Origin of the sequence: Marinobacterium sediminicola (genome assembly GCF_022343685.1) — a bacterium.
Taxonomy (GTDB): Bacteria; Pseudomonadota; Gammaproteobacteria; order Pseudomonadales; family Balneatricaceae; genus Marinobacterium; species Marinobacterium sediminicola.
On record NZ_CP092123.1, the window covers coordinates 2483393 to 2503354 of the forward strand.

Consider the following 19962-nt stretch of genomic DNA (forward strand, 5'->3'; position numbering starts at 1 on the left):
GCTCACTTTAGACATCTGAATCTGCGCCTTGAGCGTTGCAGTACCAAACAGCGACTCAAAGGCAGAAACCGTAGCTCCTTGATCGGGAGCGATGGCCACTTCAGTGATCGTTTTGCCGTAAAAGGTCAGAGCCAGCTGATTGGCGCCTGTATCAAGCGACAGGTCGATGGCCTGCCCCAAATTCTGGTAGCCCAGAAGAGACAGCGCTGACTTGGCATGTACCGATGTACCGCTCAAGGCCGCCCGGATGTCCGCCAGCAGATGATCCAGGCTGGTATTGTCCTTCTGATCAGCAGCAGCGATGGTGACGGTATAACTGTCGTTATCGAATCGGACACTGAAAGAAGCATCAACCGTCGGGTTGTAGTTGCTATTGGCAACCGGGTCACCATTACCGTCGAGGATCACATCACCGGTGTCCGGATCTTTTTGATAGGGCTCGGGATCGTATGCCTTGGCTGGATCCTGCAGGAACTGGCCAAATCCAGTATTCACACCGCCAGAGACATTACCCATGAGCTCGGCGGACATGAGAACACCACTGGTGATCTGGAAGTTTTGCGGACGGTTGAAGTCCAAACCAATGGTCGTGGTCAAATCGACCCCACCATTGATCGCCAGCAGGCCGGACAGATCCAGAGAAGCCAACGGATCGAGATCATCAATACTCAGACCGAGCGGCAGTTCCAGTGCCGGTAGTGAAGGTGACAGACTGACATCGAACATGAAGTCCATCGCCACCGGGTCGAAGCGGGCCGCAATGTTGAACGTCTCGCCACTCGGCAGAAGCTCGTTAATGGCGTCGGCCAAAACGGTCGCAAAGTCTTCCAGAGTGTTGAACTTGGGCCCGATTTCAGTTTCTGCTTTACGGCCATAGTCACCAAAGCCAAGGGCCTGGCTGCCATTACCGTAATCTGTGGTCGTATCAACGGACTGGAGGCCGTGGAATACCAGCAGTGTGGGCAGGTTGCGATCGCCCAGCGCACCCGAGAACTGAATATCGTAACTGAAGGCACTGGCGGTCTCGCCCGGAACTGCCACCACGCTCACATCGACATCCGCAATGGCGCGAGTGCCTGAACTGAAGGCCAGCTTCAGCGCTTTTTGCAGCTCCATGGCCCGTTTTTCGTGCAGACTCAAACCGGTGGCATCAATACCCTGTTCGGTCAGCCAGGCATCCAAATCAGCCTCAGCCGGCAATACCTCGAGAGGTTCCTGCAGGTTGTAGTAGCTACCGTCCACTTCCATCATCAGCGAGTAACGGCCACCTGTAACGTTATTGAACGTCAGGCGCTGCACCTCATCCCGAGCAACCCGCTCATCACTTTGAGCCTGGCCATCCTGCAGGGTATAGGTAACCGCTTCTGCCCCGGCAAATGCACGCAGCTCACTGAATTCAGCGTCCAGCAAGGGCACATCGGTCTTCGCCAGTGCTCCACCGAAGGTGATTTCAAACACGTTATTCTGCTGATCGTTGGCGAGCGCAACGGTTACGCTGCCATTGCTTCCCAGAGCAGCATTCAGTGCGCTCTGGATAGTGGCCGCGTCCGCATTGGCGGAGATCGGACCTGTCTGAAGTGGTTCCCCACCACTAAATGCCAGCGATAGAGTATAGCTGCCAGAAACGGCATCATTCACGGTCAGCCGCTGCACTTCGTTGAGGCCACTTGCCTCACCGCCCGCCAGAACAGGCTCAATCAGAACACCAGCACTGGGGATAATGCCCACATAGACGAAGTCATCCACATTGACCGGGCGAATATTCAGCTTGCCCCAGGTCAGACCGTCATTCTTGGGTCGAAGCTCTGAGGTGCCAACCTGAATCAGGCTGGAAAGAATCTCTTGCCCTTCAATCTGGCTGTTTGTGGACTCTGTGCTGCCTCCGGCCGTCACAGTCAAAGTGACATTCAGATTCAGAGCCTGGATTGTTTTACCCGCCAGATCACCGACAAACATCACATCCCAGCGCTGATCTTCACCCTCAGGTGTATCGACAGCGATCAGGCTGACATTGCCCGCGCCTACACCCTCCAGCTGTTCAAGCGCCCCCAGCAGAGCCTGCTGGGCATCAGCCACGCTCATGTTGGCGATATCGACGCTGACGCTGTAGGTACTTTCGTCGGCAAACTTGATTTCGACCACCTGGCTGACGGTTTCACCAACCGCCGCCATAACCGGTTCAAGTGCAATCGACTGTAGCGGTGTCAACTGCAGGGCAGGCAGGTTCTGCCCCGCCAGACGACCGGTAAACTCGACACTCCAACGCTGTGCATCACCGGTGACCTTGACATTGCCCACACCGACCTCGGGCAGCGCTTCCAGAATCGCTTGCAGCTCAGCCGCGGATGCGGTCGCGGCAAAGCTCTCTGATAGAGTGCCACCATTGCCCAACTGGATACGATAGTCACCTACCGACGCCCCCAGCAGAATATCCTGTACCTCGTTGCGCAAGTACGCCTCGCGACTGGTACCCAAAGAGACATCCGGAGTGGTCGCGTTGGTCAGATTGGTTACGGTCAGTTGAGCCAAATTCTGGCCATCTGCAACGCCACCAAAGCTGATTTCCCAGCTGCCGCTGGTAACCTGTTTAACACCGATCTCCAGACCGGTGAGATCACCCAATTTGCTGCCGCCGGACGTTGCGTTCAACAGCGCCGTCTTGAGTGCAGAAGCACTCATGTCGCTGGAAAGTGTGCCGGATGCACCGGTTGACCAGGTGGTGCCGCCATAGCTCCAGCTCAGGTCAAAGCGGGCCGGGTTGGACGGATCAGCGTTCACGGTGAGCGTTTGAACCTCACCGGATGCATTTTGTCCCTGTTCCAGTTCGACAATGGTAACTCCACGGGTTTCACCGGAAGGTACATAGGTTCCCGCTTTCATGCTGCCGTAATAGACAGACATCTTGGGGACATCCTTGTTGGCCAGCTCACCCTGGAACTCAATCAGGAACTTGGGTGCCGAGCCGTAGTTGAGCTTCTTGCCGGTCGGATCCAGGGGGTCTTTCTGCGGGAAGGTAACCTTAACGTTCCCTACCCCGGCAATCTTCTCCAGAGCCTGACGGATCATTTTGGCCTGAAGATTCCCGGTCGGGTCCGCAATATAGCGAATGGGATCCGTCGTCTGCCCCATCAACTGCAGCTCGAACTTGCCTGAAGCATAGCCGCTGATGGCCAGTACCTGGGTTTCACTGCTGCCAGTTGAGCTTGCAACGGTTTCAGTCACAGACGACGTAGCCGTTGAGGGCACGTCCATGCTGTAAGTGAAGTCATCAGCCGTAAAGGCCCGGCCGGATACCGCGCCGGCAAATTCAATGCGGAAGCCTTCGCCACGACTGCCTGTGATCTGGATGTTATCAGCCACAGTTCCGGTAGCGGTTGCAAAGGTTTCAGCCAGTGCATTGGCGATCTCGATATCGCTCATGCTGGCGGTAATCGCCAGGTTCTGCTCGGCTCTGTCCTTGTATGCCAGCGACAGGGTGCCGGTTGCCGTGCCAAGTTCGAAACGCAGCTCTGCGTTGACAGGCTCTCCACCCGCCTGACCTTCAGTCACATTGGCCGCCGTTCCGGTTACCGCTGCACTGCTGTTGCTGCTGGAATCCGTATTGGTGGTATCGGTTTCGGTCGTCTCGCTGACCCACTGCGGCAGGCTGTCCTGCAGCTGCAGTGCACCGTTGGTCGCTTCCGCGATACGGCCACTGATATATTCAGCCAGCTCATTAATGTGGGTAAAGCCGCTGGTTTCAGCCTGCAACAGGGTCACGGTGTACAGACTAGGCGCCAAATCCCCCGGACGCTGCAACACCAGGTCAAACGCCACATCGCCGCTCAAGCGGGGAGAAATGGGCTCCTCACTGGTCAGATCGAAGCTCAGCACACCCTGAAGCTTTTCGTTCAGGACCTTGGTCCAGCCGTAGGCAAAATCGAAGGCATCCCCCAGATCACTGCCGGTAAACGGAATTGGAATCTGGAAGGCTTCCGAATCACGGAACTGGTTGAGGAAGTCCCCGATATTGACCAGCATCTGCACCATCATGGCCGGCGTCATGTTGGTCAAGCTGGCCAGGTTGGTCAGGTTCTTCTTGACGATCACCGGATCGGTGCCGCTGATCAGTTCCATATCGATCGGAACCGCTTCGCTGCCCCAGTACACCTCGATGCTCGGATTCTCACCACCGGTCAGTTTGGTCAGGTCACCGCCAAAGAGGTTCGCCTTCAGCGGGAAGTCCGCCTCTGCCCAAATGGTTGCCTGAGCATCGATCAGATCGGACATGCTGCTGGCCGCCAGGAAGTCCGCCAGCGAGACACGCTGCCCGACCGCATCGGCGGCAACACTGTCCTTGACGTTCACACTGGCATCGGCCACGAAATGAACACTGCCGTTATCGATTTCGGCATCCAGTACGCCGAGGGAAACGCCGGCATTGAAGCTATCGGTACCGGCCACAACCTGCGCCGAAATATCACGGGCCTGGAAGAAATAGCTGTCGCCGGTGGTCAGATCCGCCAGGCTGTCAAAGGCCAGACCGAAGGAGAGGTCAAGATTGACCAGCGCATCCAGATCCAGAGTACCGTCACCCTTGAGCGCAAAGCCCAGCTCCTCAAGGCCTGTGCCAAGATTGAACGGCAGTGACAGCATCTTGCCCAGATTCAGCCCCAGGTCCAGGGACAACCCGCGGCTTCCGCCCTGCTGAGCGGTAGTGATACGTGCCTGCCCACCGGTCAGGTTGCTGCCGTCAACACGCAACTGGGAAACATTGGTGCCGGCCCAGTTGCCTCCGAATGCGATGGCATAGGCACCCGCCACCGCATCGTAGACGACCGTCAGATCGGCTTCAGCGTCGAACAGCGCTCCCATCTCGGCCCAGAGCGCATTTTTAATGGCCGTTGCCGTCGCAGCTGTATCGGTCGGATCATAGTTGATAGCCGCGGTGTTGTAGCTGGCCCCCCCCTGAGAGAAGCTCAGGCTGAACGAGCCTCCGGTTGCACCGGCATCAACACTGAGATGCTGAATTTCGTTCTGGTCATCGATGAACAAGCCGCCACCGATGGTGAACGGCCCCTGCTGGGACTCTCCATACTGGTTCGGCAGCAGCGACTCCAGATCGGAGTAAACACCGGTCGCGCCCAGGAAGTCCCGCAGCCAATTGATCAGGCCGCTGTAGGTATGATCACCCGCGCTGGCATAGTAGTCATCCAGCACGCTGGTACGAACCTCGTTGCCGGAGGCGTCAACGGAGACACGCTGGAAGGACAGGAGATCCCCCAAGGTACGCCCGTCCTCGCTCTTGAGCATGTCGCCCAGGCTCTTGTCCAGGAAAGGCAGTACCGAGTCGAGGAAGCTGGAGCCGTCCAGCGAACTGCCGACTGATGCCACTTTGGCGAACAGGTCTTCAAGATTGGCACGTACGGTTGCCGCATCGATGCTGACATCGAAGAAATAGTCCGGCGCAAAGGTGCCGTTGACGATGTTGGACGTGATGGTCAGGACCGGGTTACCCCAGTCACTCACATTGAAACCGCCCAAATCTCCACCCAGCACAAAACGCCCCGCCAGAGACATAGCAGGGGTCAGATCGAAAACTCCGTCGAATCCGGCAGCACTCAGGTCGCTGAGGGTAATGCGCCCTTTGCCATCGCTGTTATCCGGGTCTTCCGCGGTAATGCTGGCGGCGACACGTACACTGAACTCGCCTTCGGTAATACCGGCATTGGCAAAGTCAGCCGCGCTGAGGATCGCCTCAATATTGAACAGATCCAGCGCTACACCGGTGTCGAAGCGATTCAGGTTGAAGAAGATATCCGAGTCACCCGGCTCCGGCAGCGGGATATCACCCACCGGTGTTGAGCCGGTGCGGGTGGCAACAGCAATGCCGGCATCCAGGTCCAGTGCGAGAACGAAGCGACCCAGACCGTCCGCGCCCAGGGTCAGCACATCACCCAGCGCAAAATCGAAACCGAAGTTGAACAACTGATCGATGTTGCTGATCAGGTTGAAGCCCAGAATCACCTCGCTGCCGCTGGTATCGAACATCGGACTGATGGCGATGCGCGGGCCATCCAACGGCTCATCAAACACATTGTCCAGGACTGCCTGATCCATATTCAGGCTGGTAATGAACTCGGCAGTTGCTGCGCCAAAGCTGGTCAGCGCGTCATAGAAGGCACCGGCGGCAGATCCGATATAACTGCCGATATCCAGCGCTGCCCCCAACAGGCGGGCACCGTCCAGATTGAGCTTGTAAGTACCGTCAATGGTCAATCCATCCCAGTTGCCCAGGGACAGATCCAGACCCGAGAAATTCCAGTCCATGCCGATATTGGGCAGTTTCATGCCACTGAAATCAGCACCGCGGAAACTGCCGAACTGGAACAGGTCGGCGCTAAGACTGGTCAGTGCGGACAGATCCAGGCCAGAGAAATCGACCCAGCCAAAATCCAGCGGCGTGGAGCTGCCACCAGAGGTCCAGGCACTCCTGATATTGGTGAGGAAATTACCGATACCGCTGACACCGGTCAGGTCGATACCGACAAAATCGGCCCCACTCAGCGACCAGGTAATATTGCTGTTGAAACTGAAATTACCGAAATCGACATTGCGGAAAATACCCGACAGCACGCCGCTCGGCAGCGTCACGTCAGACCAGCGTGAACCGGTCCAGTCCACCGCGCCAAAGGTCGCGCCGGTGAAGTTGACGTTGCTCAGGGTCGACCAGCCCAGCTTCAGGCTGCCCAGGTTGATGCCGCTGAAATCCAGACCACTCAGGTCCCAGCCGGAGAAGTCGAAACCGCTCAGGTCGATACCGCTGGCCCAGGTGGTTGCGCTTCCGGTCGTGGCGCTCGGCAGAGAACCCAGCGAAATGCGAGACAGCATGCCGGTGATATTGGCCAGCGTGCCGGTGACATTACTCCAGTCCACATCCAGCGCCAGCGCCTTGGACAGGTTAACGCCCGTCAGGTTGCTGCCGTCGAATACCACACCCCGCAGGTTGACACCGGACAGATCGAAGCCGCTCAGGTTGACGCCGGAGAAGTCGAGACCGGACAGATCCCAGCCGCTCCAGTCCTTCACACTCCAGCCGGACAGATCAAGACCGCTGCTCAAACGACTGGCGCTGGACGCCTTTGAGCCGAACAGGCTGCGTAGATCAACATCCACGATCATGCCGGTCAGGTTGGTGTCGAGGTCGAAACGCAGGTCGCTGCTGAACCAGCTGGACCAGTTCACATCCAGTGCCAGCGCGTTCGACAGGTTGGCTCCGGACAGGTTGGAGCCCACCAGATCCGCCCAGCGCAGGTTGGCGCCGCTGAAGTTCACGCCACTCAGGTTGGCGCCACGCAGGTTGATGCGGGACAGATCGAAGCCGCTGAAGTCGGTACCGCTCAGGTCCACACCGGAGAAGTCGATGCCGCGCAGGTCGATACCGCTCCAGTCAATGCCAGTCAGGATGGCGCCGTCGAAGATCGCCTTGCGCAACAGGCTGGCTCCGTCAAACAGCGCACCGGTCAGATTGGCACCGCTGAAGTCTACGCCCGACAGGTCGAGGCCACGGAAGTTCGCGCCCGCCAGATTGGCACCGCTGAAATCGAAGTTACGCAGGGCGTCAATGCCCAGCTTGCTGAAATCAAAGCCGGACAGATCATAGCCGCTCCAGTCCGTCTGACTGGTTGTAAACGGAATGGTCAGATCACGGGAGAGCGCCAGATTCAGCGCTTCTACCAGCCCGGACAGAGACGGGAATTCAGTGGTATAGCTGAAGTCATTCAGGTACACCGCTGCGGCATCACGCAGATTGAACACATCGATGCTGGCCGCCTCACTGCTGTCGCTGTCAAAGCCCAGCAGTTCGTTGACACTCTTGTCCAACCCCGGAATCTTGCCGTTCAGAACCGCATTATCCAGCGCTGAATTGCCGCTGTCGTCGATGCTGCCCAACAGCTCAAGAATGCTGTCTCTGAGGGTTTCGGTGATACGAACATCCAGGAACAGATCAGGTGACGCCACCTCCCAGTCGCCGGTTTCGGCATTGCGGGAGATCAGTTCAGGTGCACGGAAAATCAGCGTCGGCAGGCCAAAGTCATTCAGGTTGAAGCCGGCACCTTCAGCGTTGAGCAGCAAGCTGCCCCGCAGGTTCGAGGTGGTCTGCAGTTCAACCAGATCCGCCCAGGCGGTACTGCCTCTTTCGGTGCTGGTAATACGATTCAAGCCGTCATCATTGTTTGGATCTGTCAGCGTCAGCTGTGCTGCTGCACGCAGGTCGATCACGCCTTCGCTGACCGACACATTCGCCAGTCCGGCTACGGAGAGACTGGCATCCAGCTCGCTGACCGCCAGACGCACCCCCGCATCAAAGCGGTTCAGACGCAGCCAGCTCTCGGAGTCGAGGCTGAACGTGCCTTCGCTGCCACTGGCGATATCGACGCCCAGGTCAGCATTGAGTGCGGCGACCAGACGTGCACTGGCCATCGCCGAGAGGTTGAACTCGGGAGCCAGCTGCTGTGCTTCAGCCGGCAGGTCAGCCGTGTCGAGCATAAACTCGCGGCTGACTTCTGTATCGATATTGACCTGAAGGTTCAGCCCCAGCGTGATGCCATCAGCATTGATCTGCAGCCCACCCAAGAAGCTGAACAGCGGCCCTTCAGCCCCCTCAGTGAATACATCATCCAGCGCAAACGGTGCCATGGCCGCTTTCAGCGTTTCCGCAGAAGCCGCATTGAAACGTGTCAGCTCATCGTAAACGGCACCGTTCAGTGCGCTGGTCAGCGCATCAAGCTGGGCCGCCGCATCGGCTCCTGCCGCTTCAATATTGGCCAGCACAGCTCCGCGCAGGTTGGCCAGAGTCAGGCTCGCATCGGTCAGAATGGCCCCGGTCAGATCTGCACCCGCCATGTTCAGGCTATCCAGCACCTTGCCCGTCAGGTCGGCACCTGCCAGATTCGCACGTTCAAAATTGCCTTTCAGTACATCAGGCAGCCCCTGCACATCGGCCAGAGAGGCGGCAATGAAACTGGTCGTGTCATCCAGAATGGCGGTTGCCAGATTGGCGCCTGCAAATTCGGCACCGTTCAGACGCGCACCGGCCAGGTTCAGGTTGCTGAAGTCGATACCGGACAGGTCAAAGCCGGACAGATCAAATCCGGACAGGTCCGCACTCAGTGAGCCGGCTGAAGCACCGATGCTCTTCAGCTGATCCAGCAGCGATGCCGGATCGGAGAAGTCCAGACCGGACAGTTCCGTCCCGAAGGCAATGGCATCATCCAACAGCGCCTGCACATCAGCCGCAGCGTTCTCGAACTGCGCCTTGTAGATCAAAGCCTGGTCCAGCGTCGCGCCCCCCAGACGGGTCACATCCAGAACAGCTTCACGCAGGCTGGCGCCAGCCAGGCTGGCGTTGGTGAAGTCGACTTTCGACAGGTCGAGTCCACTCAGGTCGAAGCCGTCCAGCATATAACCGGACAGATCCGCCAGGCCGCTTGCCGGGTCCAGACGGACCGCCGACAGGTAATCCCCCGCCGCTTTCAGCTCCTTGGCCAGCTCTCCGGTAAACAGGGCTCCGGCCACGCGCGTGGTATTGCTGACGGTTGCACGACTGAAGTTGGCCGCAACCAGTGAGGCAGCACTGAGGTCGACACCACTGAGATCGGTATCGGCGAAGACGGCACCGCGCAGGTCCAGTCCGGCCAACAGCAGGCCGGACAGCGTTGCCCCCCTCAGGTTGGCATCGCGCAATACGGCACCGGATGTCACCTTGCCATCGGCACCATAGGTGGCAAATGTCGCTCCGGTCAGGTTGGCACCGGCGAAGTTAACACCGGTCAGGTCTGCACCGGTGAAGTTGGCGCCACGCAGGTCCGCTCCGACAAAACTGAAGCCCCGCAGGTCCATGCCGCTGAAGTCGGTCCAGGCCAGCTGGGCACCGGACCAGTCCGATTGCACCGGGCTGAACGGCATTGCCGAGGCCTTCGCCAGTGCTTCATTCAGTGCGGCCGCCAGGCCTCTGATGGTGGCAGTTTCGGTTCCTGTGGTACCACCAAAACCCAGCGTACTGCTCTGGAAGTACTGCTCAGCCGCTGTCTGCAGGTTGAACAAGGCCGACAACACACTCTGGTCACCGCTTACGGTGAACAGTTCAGACAGGGTCTTGTTCAACCCCGGAATCACGGTATTGAGGAAATCGCTGTCAAGCGCACTGTCGCCCACCGACTTGAACTGCTGCAAGACGGACAACAGCTGATCACGCTGTGTTGTGGTCAAAGCGACATCCAGCGTCACGGCAGGCGAGTTGAAACGCGCATTGCCATTGTCGTCGGTAATGAACAACTGATCGGAGTTCACATTGACGATCAGATTGCCCAGCATGTCGGTGAAGCTGGAACCACCGATGGTGATACCGGGATCTACCTCTACCCGGAAACCGGCATCGAAACGGGCTGCAGGTGTCAGCGTAATGACATTCCTGTACCATCCGGTCGGATCGGCCGCCTTGAGCGCCGACACTTCAGACAGGCTCAGCTTGCCATCACCATTGGGGTCAGCCAGTCCAACGCGCCCGGCTACGGACAACGCCAGCTCACCATCCAGAACCGATACGGTCCCCAGATTGACGACCTCCAGTGTCGCAGTAAAGCCGTAAAGCCCTGCACTCGCCCCGACATCAAAGCGGTTCAGCCCCACCAGCACTTCGGTATCGCTGAAAGCCGGAACCGGCAGGTCGCCCACGAGCGTTCCCTGCTTGACCAGCGGCACTTCGACCATTGCTTCGAGATCCAGTGCCACAACCAGTCGAGCCATGGCAGTACCGGACACGTCAAAGCTGCCGAGCGCCGTCAGCGCTTCCATGCCCAGATCATCCAGGCCAATGGCAAACTCCAGGCGCGACATCAGGTCCTGATTGACCTGAATCCGGAAGCCCAAAGAGACGCTCTCCGTACCATTGGGTGTAAAACTCGGGGTAAAGGCAAATGCCGGCCCTGACAGCGGTGTGCCGAACACATCGTCGAGCACCACTTCGTTCATGCCCAGGCTGGTCAGGAAACTTGCGCTGAAACCGTCAAAAGCCGTCAGCGCGTTATAGAAAGCCCCGGCGGCCGATGCCACCAGATTCAATGCGCCGGCGATATCGGCACCGGACAGGTTCGACAGTCCGAAATCCAGCTTCGTACTGCTGCTGCCATCCCCGATGCTGAAACCGGACCAGTCACCCAGCGACAGGTCCAGGCCGGTGAAGTCCCAATTGCCCGTCAGCAGAGTCGGCAGCGTCATGTTGCTGAATGACACGCCCTTGAAGCTGCCGAACTGGAAGGTGTCATTCTCGGCACCAGACCAGCCGGACAAGTCCAGTCCGGAGAAATCGGCCCAGTCAAAGCTGAGTTTGGGCGCATCCGGCAGACTGTCCCAGGCCGACTTCAGGTTGGCAAAGAAGCTGCTGCCACCGCTGACACCGGTCAGGTCGATACCGACAAAATCGGCCCCACTCAGCGACCAGGTAATATTGCTGTTGAAACTGAAATTACCGAAATCGACATTGCGGAAAATACCCGACAGCACGCCGCTCGGCAGCGTCACGTCAGACCAGCGTGAACCGGTCCAGTCCACCGCGCCAAAGGTCGCGCCGGTGAAGTTGACGTTGCTCAGGGTCGACCAGCCCAGCTTCAGGCTGCCCAGGTTGATGCCGCTGAAATCCAGACCACTCAGGTCCCAGCCGGAGAAGTCGAAACCGCTCAGGTCGATACCGCTGGCCCAGGTGGTTGCGCTTCCGGTCGTGGCGCTCGGCAGAGAACCCAGCGAAATGCGAGACAGCATGCCGGTGATATTGGCCAGCGTGCCGGTGACATTACTCCAGTCCACATCCAGCGCCAGCGCCTTGGACAGGTTAACGCCCGTCAGGTTGCTGCCGTCGAATACCACACCCCGCAGGTTGACACCGGACAGATCGAAGCCGCTCAGGTTGACGCCGGAGAAGTCGAGACCGGACAGATCCCAGCCGCTCCAGTCCTTCACACTCCAGCCGGACAGATCAAGACCGCTGCTCAAACGACTGGCGCTGGACGCCTTTGAGCCGAACAGGCTGCGTAGATCAACATCCACGATCATGCCGGTCAGGTTGGTGTCGAGGTCGAAACGCAGGTCGCTGCTGAACCAGCTGGACCAGTTCACATCCAGTGCCAGCGCGTTCGACAGGTTGGCTCCGGACAGGTTGGAGCCCACCAGATCCGCCCAGCGCAGGTTGGCGCCGCTGAAGTTCACGCCACTCAGGTTGGCGCCATGCAGGTTGATGCGGGACAGATCGAAGCCGCTGAAGTCGGTACCGCTCAGGTCCACACCGGAGAAGTCGATGCCGCGCAGGTCGATACCGCTCCAGTCAATGCCAGTCAGGATGGCGCCGTCGAAGATCGCCTTGCGCAACAGGCTGGCTCCGTCAAACAGCGCACCGGTCAGATTGGCACCGCTGAAGTCTACGCCCGACAGGTCGAGGCCACGGAAGTTCGCGCCCGCCAGATTGGCACCGCTGAAATCGAAGTTACGCAGGGCGTCTCGGCCAAAGCCGCTGAAATCATAGCCGGCGAAATCGAATCCGCTCCAGTCCAGACGGCTGGTATCGAAGGGGATCGAGAAATCCTTGGCAAACAGCTGCTGCAGGGCTTCGCCGAGCCCGGACAGAGTTGGAAACTCGGGATTGATCTCTCGGGTAAAGCGCGCTTCATTCAGGTAGGCCTCAGCCGCCTGCTTAAGCTTGAAAACTTCGATGCTGGTGGCATCACTGCTGTCGCTGTCGAAGCCCAGCAGTTCGTTAATGCTCTTGTCCAGACCCGGAAGCTTGCTGTTCAACGCATCGGCTGACAACGCGGAGTTACCGGACTCATCAACCGTCTGCAACAGGTCGAGAATCTGCTGTTTCAGGTTGTCGGTAATGCGGACGTCCAGATACATTTCGGGCGTGGCTATCTCCCACTCCCCGGTATCCGCATTTTGCGTGATCAGCTCAGGCGCCCTGAAGATCAGGGTTGGCAAGCCGAAATCATTGAGATTGAAGCCCGCGCCCTCTGCATCCAGCAGCAGGCTGCCGCGCAGGTTGGAAGTCGCGGTCAGCTCAGCCAGTCCGGACAAGCCACCGGCATTGGTGATTTCAGTGGCCGTCAGTCGGTTCAGACCGTCGTCATTATTCGGGTCAGCCAAGGCCACCTGTGCAGCTGCACGCAGGTCGATGATCCCTTCATGTACCTTGATATCGGCCAGACCGGCAAGCGACAGGCTGGCATCCAGACCGGTCAGCGCCAGGCGTGCACCCGCATCCAGGCGATTGAGACGCAGCCATGACTCGGTGTCAAAGCTGCCGCCATTCGCGATCAGGTCGACGCCGAGATCCGTGTTCAACGCAGCAACAAGACGTGCCACGGCTGTTGCGGCAAACTCGAACTCCGGCGCGAGTTCACCGGCTTCCACCGGCAGGTTTGTGTGATTCAGCGCGAAGTCCTGTGCCACCTGCTTGTCAATATTGACCTGCAGGTTGAACAGCAGCCCCATACCATCCGCCGAGAAACTCAAGCCGCCCTGGAAGGCAAACAGGGGACCGGAAGCACCTTCGGTAAAGACCTCGTCCAGCGCGAACGGCGCCATGGCCGCTTCATAGGCGGCACGAGAGGCTTCATTCATGGCTGTCAGGCTGTCATACAGTGCACCACTCAAAGCCGATGTCACAGCATCGAGAATCGCGGCCGCATCGGCCCCGGCGGCGGTAACATCGTTGATGATGGCAGCACGCAGGTCAGCGCCCACCAGGCTGGCACCGGTCAATACGGCACCGGTCAGATCAGCACCGGCCAGATTCAGGCCGTCCAGCACGGTGTCGGTCAGGTCCACACCGGCCAGAGACGCACGGGCGTAAACGCCTTTGAGTTCAGCGGGCAGGTCCGCGACGCCGCTCAGGGAGGCACCGGTAAAGTCCGTAGTATCACTCAGGATTGCACCGGCCAAAGAGGCACCATTGAGGTTGCTGCCTGCCAGTGAAGTTCCGCTCAGGTCAATACCGGTAAAGTCGAGGTTGCTCAGATCCGCACCGGACAGGTCATAACCGGCCAGGCTGGCGCCTTCAGCCAGCAGCACCAGCGCACTGCTCAAATCATTGAGCGTAAGATCAGAAGTATCAACTGTCGCCGCAAACGCCAGCGTATCAGCCGCAACTCCCAGTGCCGCATCAAACTGGGCACCATACACAAATGCCTTGGCCAGGACCGCGTTGGTCAACTCAGCCCCCTGCAGGTCAGCCCCCTGCAGGTTGGCACCGGTCAGGTCGGCTCCGGTTAGAATTGCATCGTTCAGGTCCAACCCGGACAGATCAAAGCCGGACAGGTCATAGCCGCTCAGATCGGCTGCACCAGCGGCCAGGTCTACAAGATCGGGAAAGCCATCGGCAGCTTCCAGCTCAGCGATAGCACCGTTGAGAATCGCACTCTGAACCCTGGTGGTACTGCTCACCAGTGAACGTGAGAAATTGGCCGCGATCAGGGACGCCGCCGTCAAGTCGGCACCGGTCAGATCAGCCGCATTGAAGATGGCGCCACGCAGGTCCAACCCAGCCAATACCGCACCCGTCAGGTTGGCAGCACTGAAATTGGCATTACGCGCCGTTGCCTTGCTGTTGCTATCACTGAAGACGGCACCAGTCAGATCGGCACCGGCAAAATTGGCACCGCTCAGGTCAGCGCCGATGAAACTGGCGCCGCGCAGATCGGCCCCACTGAAATCGAAACCACTCAGATCAAGCCCGCTGAAGTCGGTATAGGCCAGCATGGCCCCGTTCCAGTCGGCCTGGGCCGGATCAAAGGGCATGGCCGCTGCGGACAATAGATACTTGTTCAGGGCATCAACCAGTCCGCCCACCGTTGCCGTTTCGCTGCCGGTACTCAGCGTCGTGCTGTCGAAATAGGCCTGCGCTGCCGTTTTCAAGTCAAAGATACGGCTCAGCGTGTTGACACTGCTGCCGTCGACAGAGAAAAGATCGGCAAGAGAAGCACCCAGCCCGGGCAATTCAGTGGTAAAGAAGTCGTTGTTGAGAACGAAGTCGCCGCTGTCCTTAAGGCGGTCCAGTGCCGCCAGAATATCGTCCGCCAGTGACTGGCTGAGTTCGATATCGAAGCTGATATTGGGCACATTGACGAGCAGGATATCCTGCTGGTAAACGAACAGCTGGTCCGTTTCCAGTACCAGTCGCGGCGTTCCCAGGGAAGACAGGTCATAGCTGCCGAGGGTCGCACTCAACGGCAGCTCGACATTGAGTGAGCCAGTGCTCCAGCTGTCCAGTTGCAGCGTGTTGTCGATATCCGCACGCTGCTCCGCATCCAGCACGGACTGGTCGATGGCAAAGCCAGCCTCGGCCTCCAGTCGCAAAGAACCTTCCGTCACCCCGATGGTGGCAGCTGAGCCAAACAGGGCTTCGCTCAAGCCAACACTGAGATCCAGGCTGTCGGCGCTGGCCTCGATCCCCAGGTTCAGGGGCTGCATCCGCAGGAAGCCACTGCCTGCGGCATCCGCAGGGTTCAGCGATGTAAACTCATCCAGTTTGATACCAGCCGAAACGGCACCTTCAAGGCTCGCCGTCACATTGACATTGGAAATGGCTGTCAGCTCGAGCCCAGCCTGAGCCAGCTCCTGCTTGAGACTTTCATCAAGCACCGGGGTGGCGGTGAGGGTTTGCTCGGCATCGAAGGTCAGGTCCAGACGCAACTCGGACCAATCATGGAGGCCCGCCTCAACGGTGAACAGGTCACCGGCAACCAGGCCGTTCAATTCGGCAGCGACCGCATCCGCCAGCGCACCCATGTCAGTGATGCCGGAAAGGGTATCGTTGCTGATGGTCAACAGGTCATTGAGGAAGGTCGTCGCGGCACCTTCGGCCGTGCTCAGCGGATTTTCGCTGAATCCCTGAGCCAGCATTTCGCTCACGGACAGCCCCAACAGTGGCAGCTCTGCCAGCAACACGGAATCATCCAGCAACCCGGATACCAGATCGCTCCAGCTGCCCAGACTCTCGGTGAGTTCAGCCACCATGCTGTTGCCCAGCGAAATGTGGCCGGTCATGGATTCGATTCCGGCCAGGGTATAACTGCCCTGGTTGGTCACGGTGGTACTGCGGTCCGCATTGCGAACCACGGTGACGGGCGCCACGCTGTTCAGGAACACCGCCTTGTCCGTGCCTGCTGAGTCGGTCACGGCCTCCAGAAGGGTGCCGTCTGCCAGGCGGTACTCATCGTTGCCCTGGCCGCCAATCAGCGTGTAGGTGCCACCGGTTGCATCAAAGGTAAAACTGTCGGTCTCACTGCCAGCAGCATAGCTGACCGTCACGGAGTCACCATTGATAGTGAACACCAGGTCACGGGTTATGGCAGAAAAATCGAGGGTATCATGTCCGCCACCACTGGTGGCCGTATCGATGCCCCAGTCGTCGACGAAGACAAAGCGGTCCCCGTCAGCCGTTCCGCTAAAGGTCTGATCGGTCGCATCCGAGGTAAAGTCGGCCAAGAGGCCTTGCCAGTCGCCGCCATTGAGCAGCATGGCAGCATCAATGACGCCTGACTGTACTTCCAGGTTCCAGTCTCCACCCAGTGCCTCGCTACCGGTCACATCCTCGGATGCCGCCACGTCCGCACCGGTCATATCCGCCAGGGCCTGTACCAGAGCCTCTCCCTCTGCATCGCCGGCAACAGAACATCCATAGATCAGGATATCGCCCTGCTCGGAAAGCGCTTCGCCCCAGGCCAGCAGACTGTCACGGTACTGCTCCAGCGAATCAAGTTCGAGCTGAGTATCGCCCAACGTGACCTTGCCATCGGCACCGTGCGATAGCAGATGCACGGCATCCAGTTCATCGTAGCGGCTCAGCCACTGGGCGATCTGTTCGACACCGTCGCTTTCGCCATCCAGGTAAACCACTTCGTAACGGCTGGTTTCATGGGCAGAGCCGGACAATGCCTGCTGGATGAGCATTTCAGCGCTCTCGACCCGCGGATCGACAAAAATCACCTGATTGATAGTCGAGTCGGCGGTAACCTCATCAACAGGGCTTTGTACTGCAGCGCCCATCTGCAGACTTCTTTCTGCCTCCAGGCTCAGATCGATGATCGACTCCTGAGCCTGCTGCTCATGTGCAGGTGGCACCACCATGAGATCACCGGAAAGCAGGTAGCGCGGCTCCATCGGTTCGATGACACTGGTCGGCGTACGTTGCGTCACCACGACCTGAGTCTCCAAAGACTTGCGAATCATGCCCTGCCACTGTTTCAGTGCCAGAGAACGCAAATGTCCCTTTCTAAAGCCCTTGAGTGCACTACCCATAATTATCTCCGTGCGATTTCGTCAGATCGCTTATTTAGGTTCCAGCATCATGTCCAGATCGGCCACATCATTGCGGGCCAGGGAGCCAACCGCCTGTTTGAGCGTCAAACGGTTTTTCAGGTATTCATAACGTGACTGCATGAAGTCACGCCGCGCCGCGTAATAGCTCTGATAGGCATCCAGTACGGAGACCGAGGTTTCGATACCGGACTCGAACCCCTTCAGCCGGGTGGCCAAACGGATTTCCTGCGCCAACACGCCTTCACGCAAGGCAGCCAGCATTGCGGTACTGGACACCAGACTGGAATACGCAGAGCGCACCACTCTTTCCGTCTTGCGATATTCGCGCTCCATCTCCTGCTGCGTCTTATCCAGACGTGCCGTGGCCTCACGAACCAGCGATGAGGTCCTGCCACCGCTGTAGATGGGCACGCTCAGGCGCAAGCCGATTTCGTAATCGCTGACATCCTGTCGCGAATCCGAGAACAACGTACTTTCGGACACCTGCTGACCGGCTGACACGAACAGATCCACGGTCGGCAGATGTTCGGCGTTGCGGCGGCTGATCTCTTTCTGCGCAATCGCCGTCGACAATCTTTGTGCCTGCAGGGCAAGGTTTTGATCAAGCGCGGCGCCTACCCAACGGTCAACCCGCTCCGGGAACGGTGGTGCTGCGCGGAAATCAGCATTGAACCCGTGCAGGCTCTCAACCTCTTGTCCCACGACCTCCTTGACCGCCAGTCGCGCATCTTCGTACTTGAACTCGGCCTTCATGACGCGCGCACGGGTCAGAGCTTCCAGACTGCGTGACTCGTTGTAATCGGCACGACTCAACAGGCCGCTGTTGAAACGAATCTGCGCCTGCTCAAGCTGAGCCATGACGGCGTTGTGCTCAGCCTGCGCCAGGTCACGCTCATCCCGCGCCGCCAGCACATCCAGGTAGGACGTCGTCAGGCGCATGATCAGATCCTGCTCAGCCGCCAGCAGCGCCAGCTTGGCCTGCTCAACGGCAACTTCTGCCTGATCAATGGCAATCAGATTGGCACGACGGTAGACCGGCTGGGTGAGGTTCAGTGAAAGGTTATAGCCCGGCACATCGTAATTGCCGGTCGGGATCGAACCTGACTCGTGTACGGTCTGATATTTGCTCGAATACTGGTAACTGAAGCTGACCTGAGGCAGGTAGTCAGCCTTGGCCTGAGGCAGTACCTCTCGGCGGGCACGGAATTCGGCCTCGGCCGCACGGTAGGTTGGATCCTGCTCAAGCGCCCGATCGACCAGATCAAGCAGTTTGAAACGCTCACCTGTGGGAATTGGGGTTTCCGAAGCATAATGTGCTTCATCCAGCGTCACCGAGCCGATACTCAGCACCGGTTGACGGGTAAAGTCGAAGGCGGGCACGTGACGCAGGGTATCCAGTTCGAAACCCGCGATGCCGCGCAAATCATCAGGAAAACCGTTCTGTGGCTGGATGGCTGCCTGAGGCATGGCCACGGTCAGCGCACCGGAATAACGATCAAGGAAAGGTGTGACGTTACGCGCCAGACCTTCCGCGTAGGAAGGCTCCAGCGTCAATTCTACACGCGCAGAACCCAGACTGGTCGAACCATAGCGAACCTGCTGGATGAAGCGACTGTCAGCCTCGAAAGCACCAACAAGCCCCGTCAGGGCCTCTGCCGGCACTCCCGGGAAGTCCACCACAAGACGGCCCGGCGATGTCAGATAGTAGCCCTGTGCCTGAACACTTTCGCCACCCTGAAGCTCGATACCAAAACCGGAACGCAGATTGGCCATGCCGATCGCGGTCGGCAACACGGTTTTTTCCTGCACGGGGGCATCTGGAACCAGCAGCAGGTGAATGAAGCTGGCCTCTTTCTCGGCATCGGAACCGATTTGCGCATCCAGCAGATCAACCGGCAGGCGCGGGGTAAAGGTCAGTACGGAACCGCCCCGGCTGCGCGAGGTGACTTCAGGCTCGCCAAGAAACTCAGGCATGGTCGGCAACTGGACCGAATCTGTCGGAACACCCGGCAGTTCAACAACCAGTTTCTGTCCCTGTTCAGCCAGGGAGACTTCAACCACCATTTCCGTGTGGCCGGCGAACGACAGGTCAAACAGGTTCCCGCGCTTCTCGGCCTTGATCTGATCCAGCAGGCGCAGGGAGGCATCGACAGGACGCTCCCGCAGCAGCAACTCCCAGCTCAGGCGATTGTCACCGTTCAGCGCAACGGTCTCATCGATCAGATCCACCGGGCGCATGAACTCAACGACCAGGTGATTGCGCTCACCAATGGTCTGAACATAGGCCTTGTGAAAGATGGACGGCTGAGAAAGCAGCTGCTCCGCTTTGCTACGCCATTGATCAAGGTCTGCAGATGCGGACAGGGTCACGAACAGACGCTGCCCATTGGCTTGCAGATGTGTGGCCAGCAACTCACCGGGTGTGGCTGCGATCAATAACCGATGCTCACCCGTCGCGACTTCTCTCTGAGTGTCGCCTTGAACTGCTTCCGTTCCGGGCACCGCTTCGGCGGCCACCAGGTCACGCCCACTGCCCAGCCCCAATACAAAGACACCACTTACCATCAGCGCCAGCGGCTTGAAGCGCTTTGATCCCGGAAATCCTGTTCTCAT

General features: G+C 58.8%; 2 protein-coding genes (1 of these 2 running past the window's edge). Both read right to left on the reverse strand.

Going from position 1 to position 19962, the window contains the following annotated elements; translation table 11 throughout:
• On the reverse strand, positions 1–17328 hold the 5' portion of the coding sequence (locus LN244_RS11295; RefSeq protein ID WP_239039890.1) for a VCBS domain-containing protein. The gene continues 15375 nt to the left of window position 1, outside the view; only the first 17328 of its 32703 coding nucleotides appear in the window; it begins with the start codon at positions 17326–17328; its stop codon lies off the left edge, out of view.
• 30 nt (positions 17329–17358) lie between these two features.
• A complete protein-coding gene (locus tag LN244_RS11300) occupies positions 17359–19962 on the reverse strand; it encodes a TolC family outer membrane protein (RefSeq protein WP_239039891.1) in 2604 nt (867 codons plus the stop codon).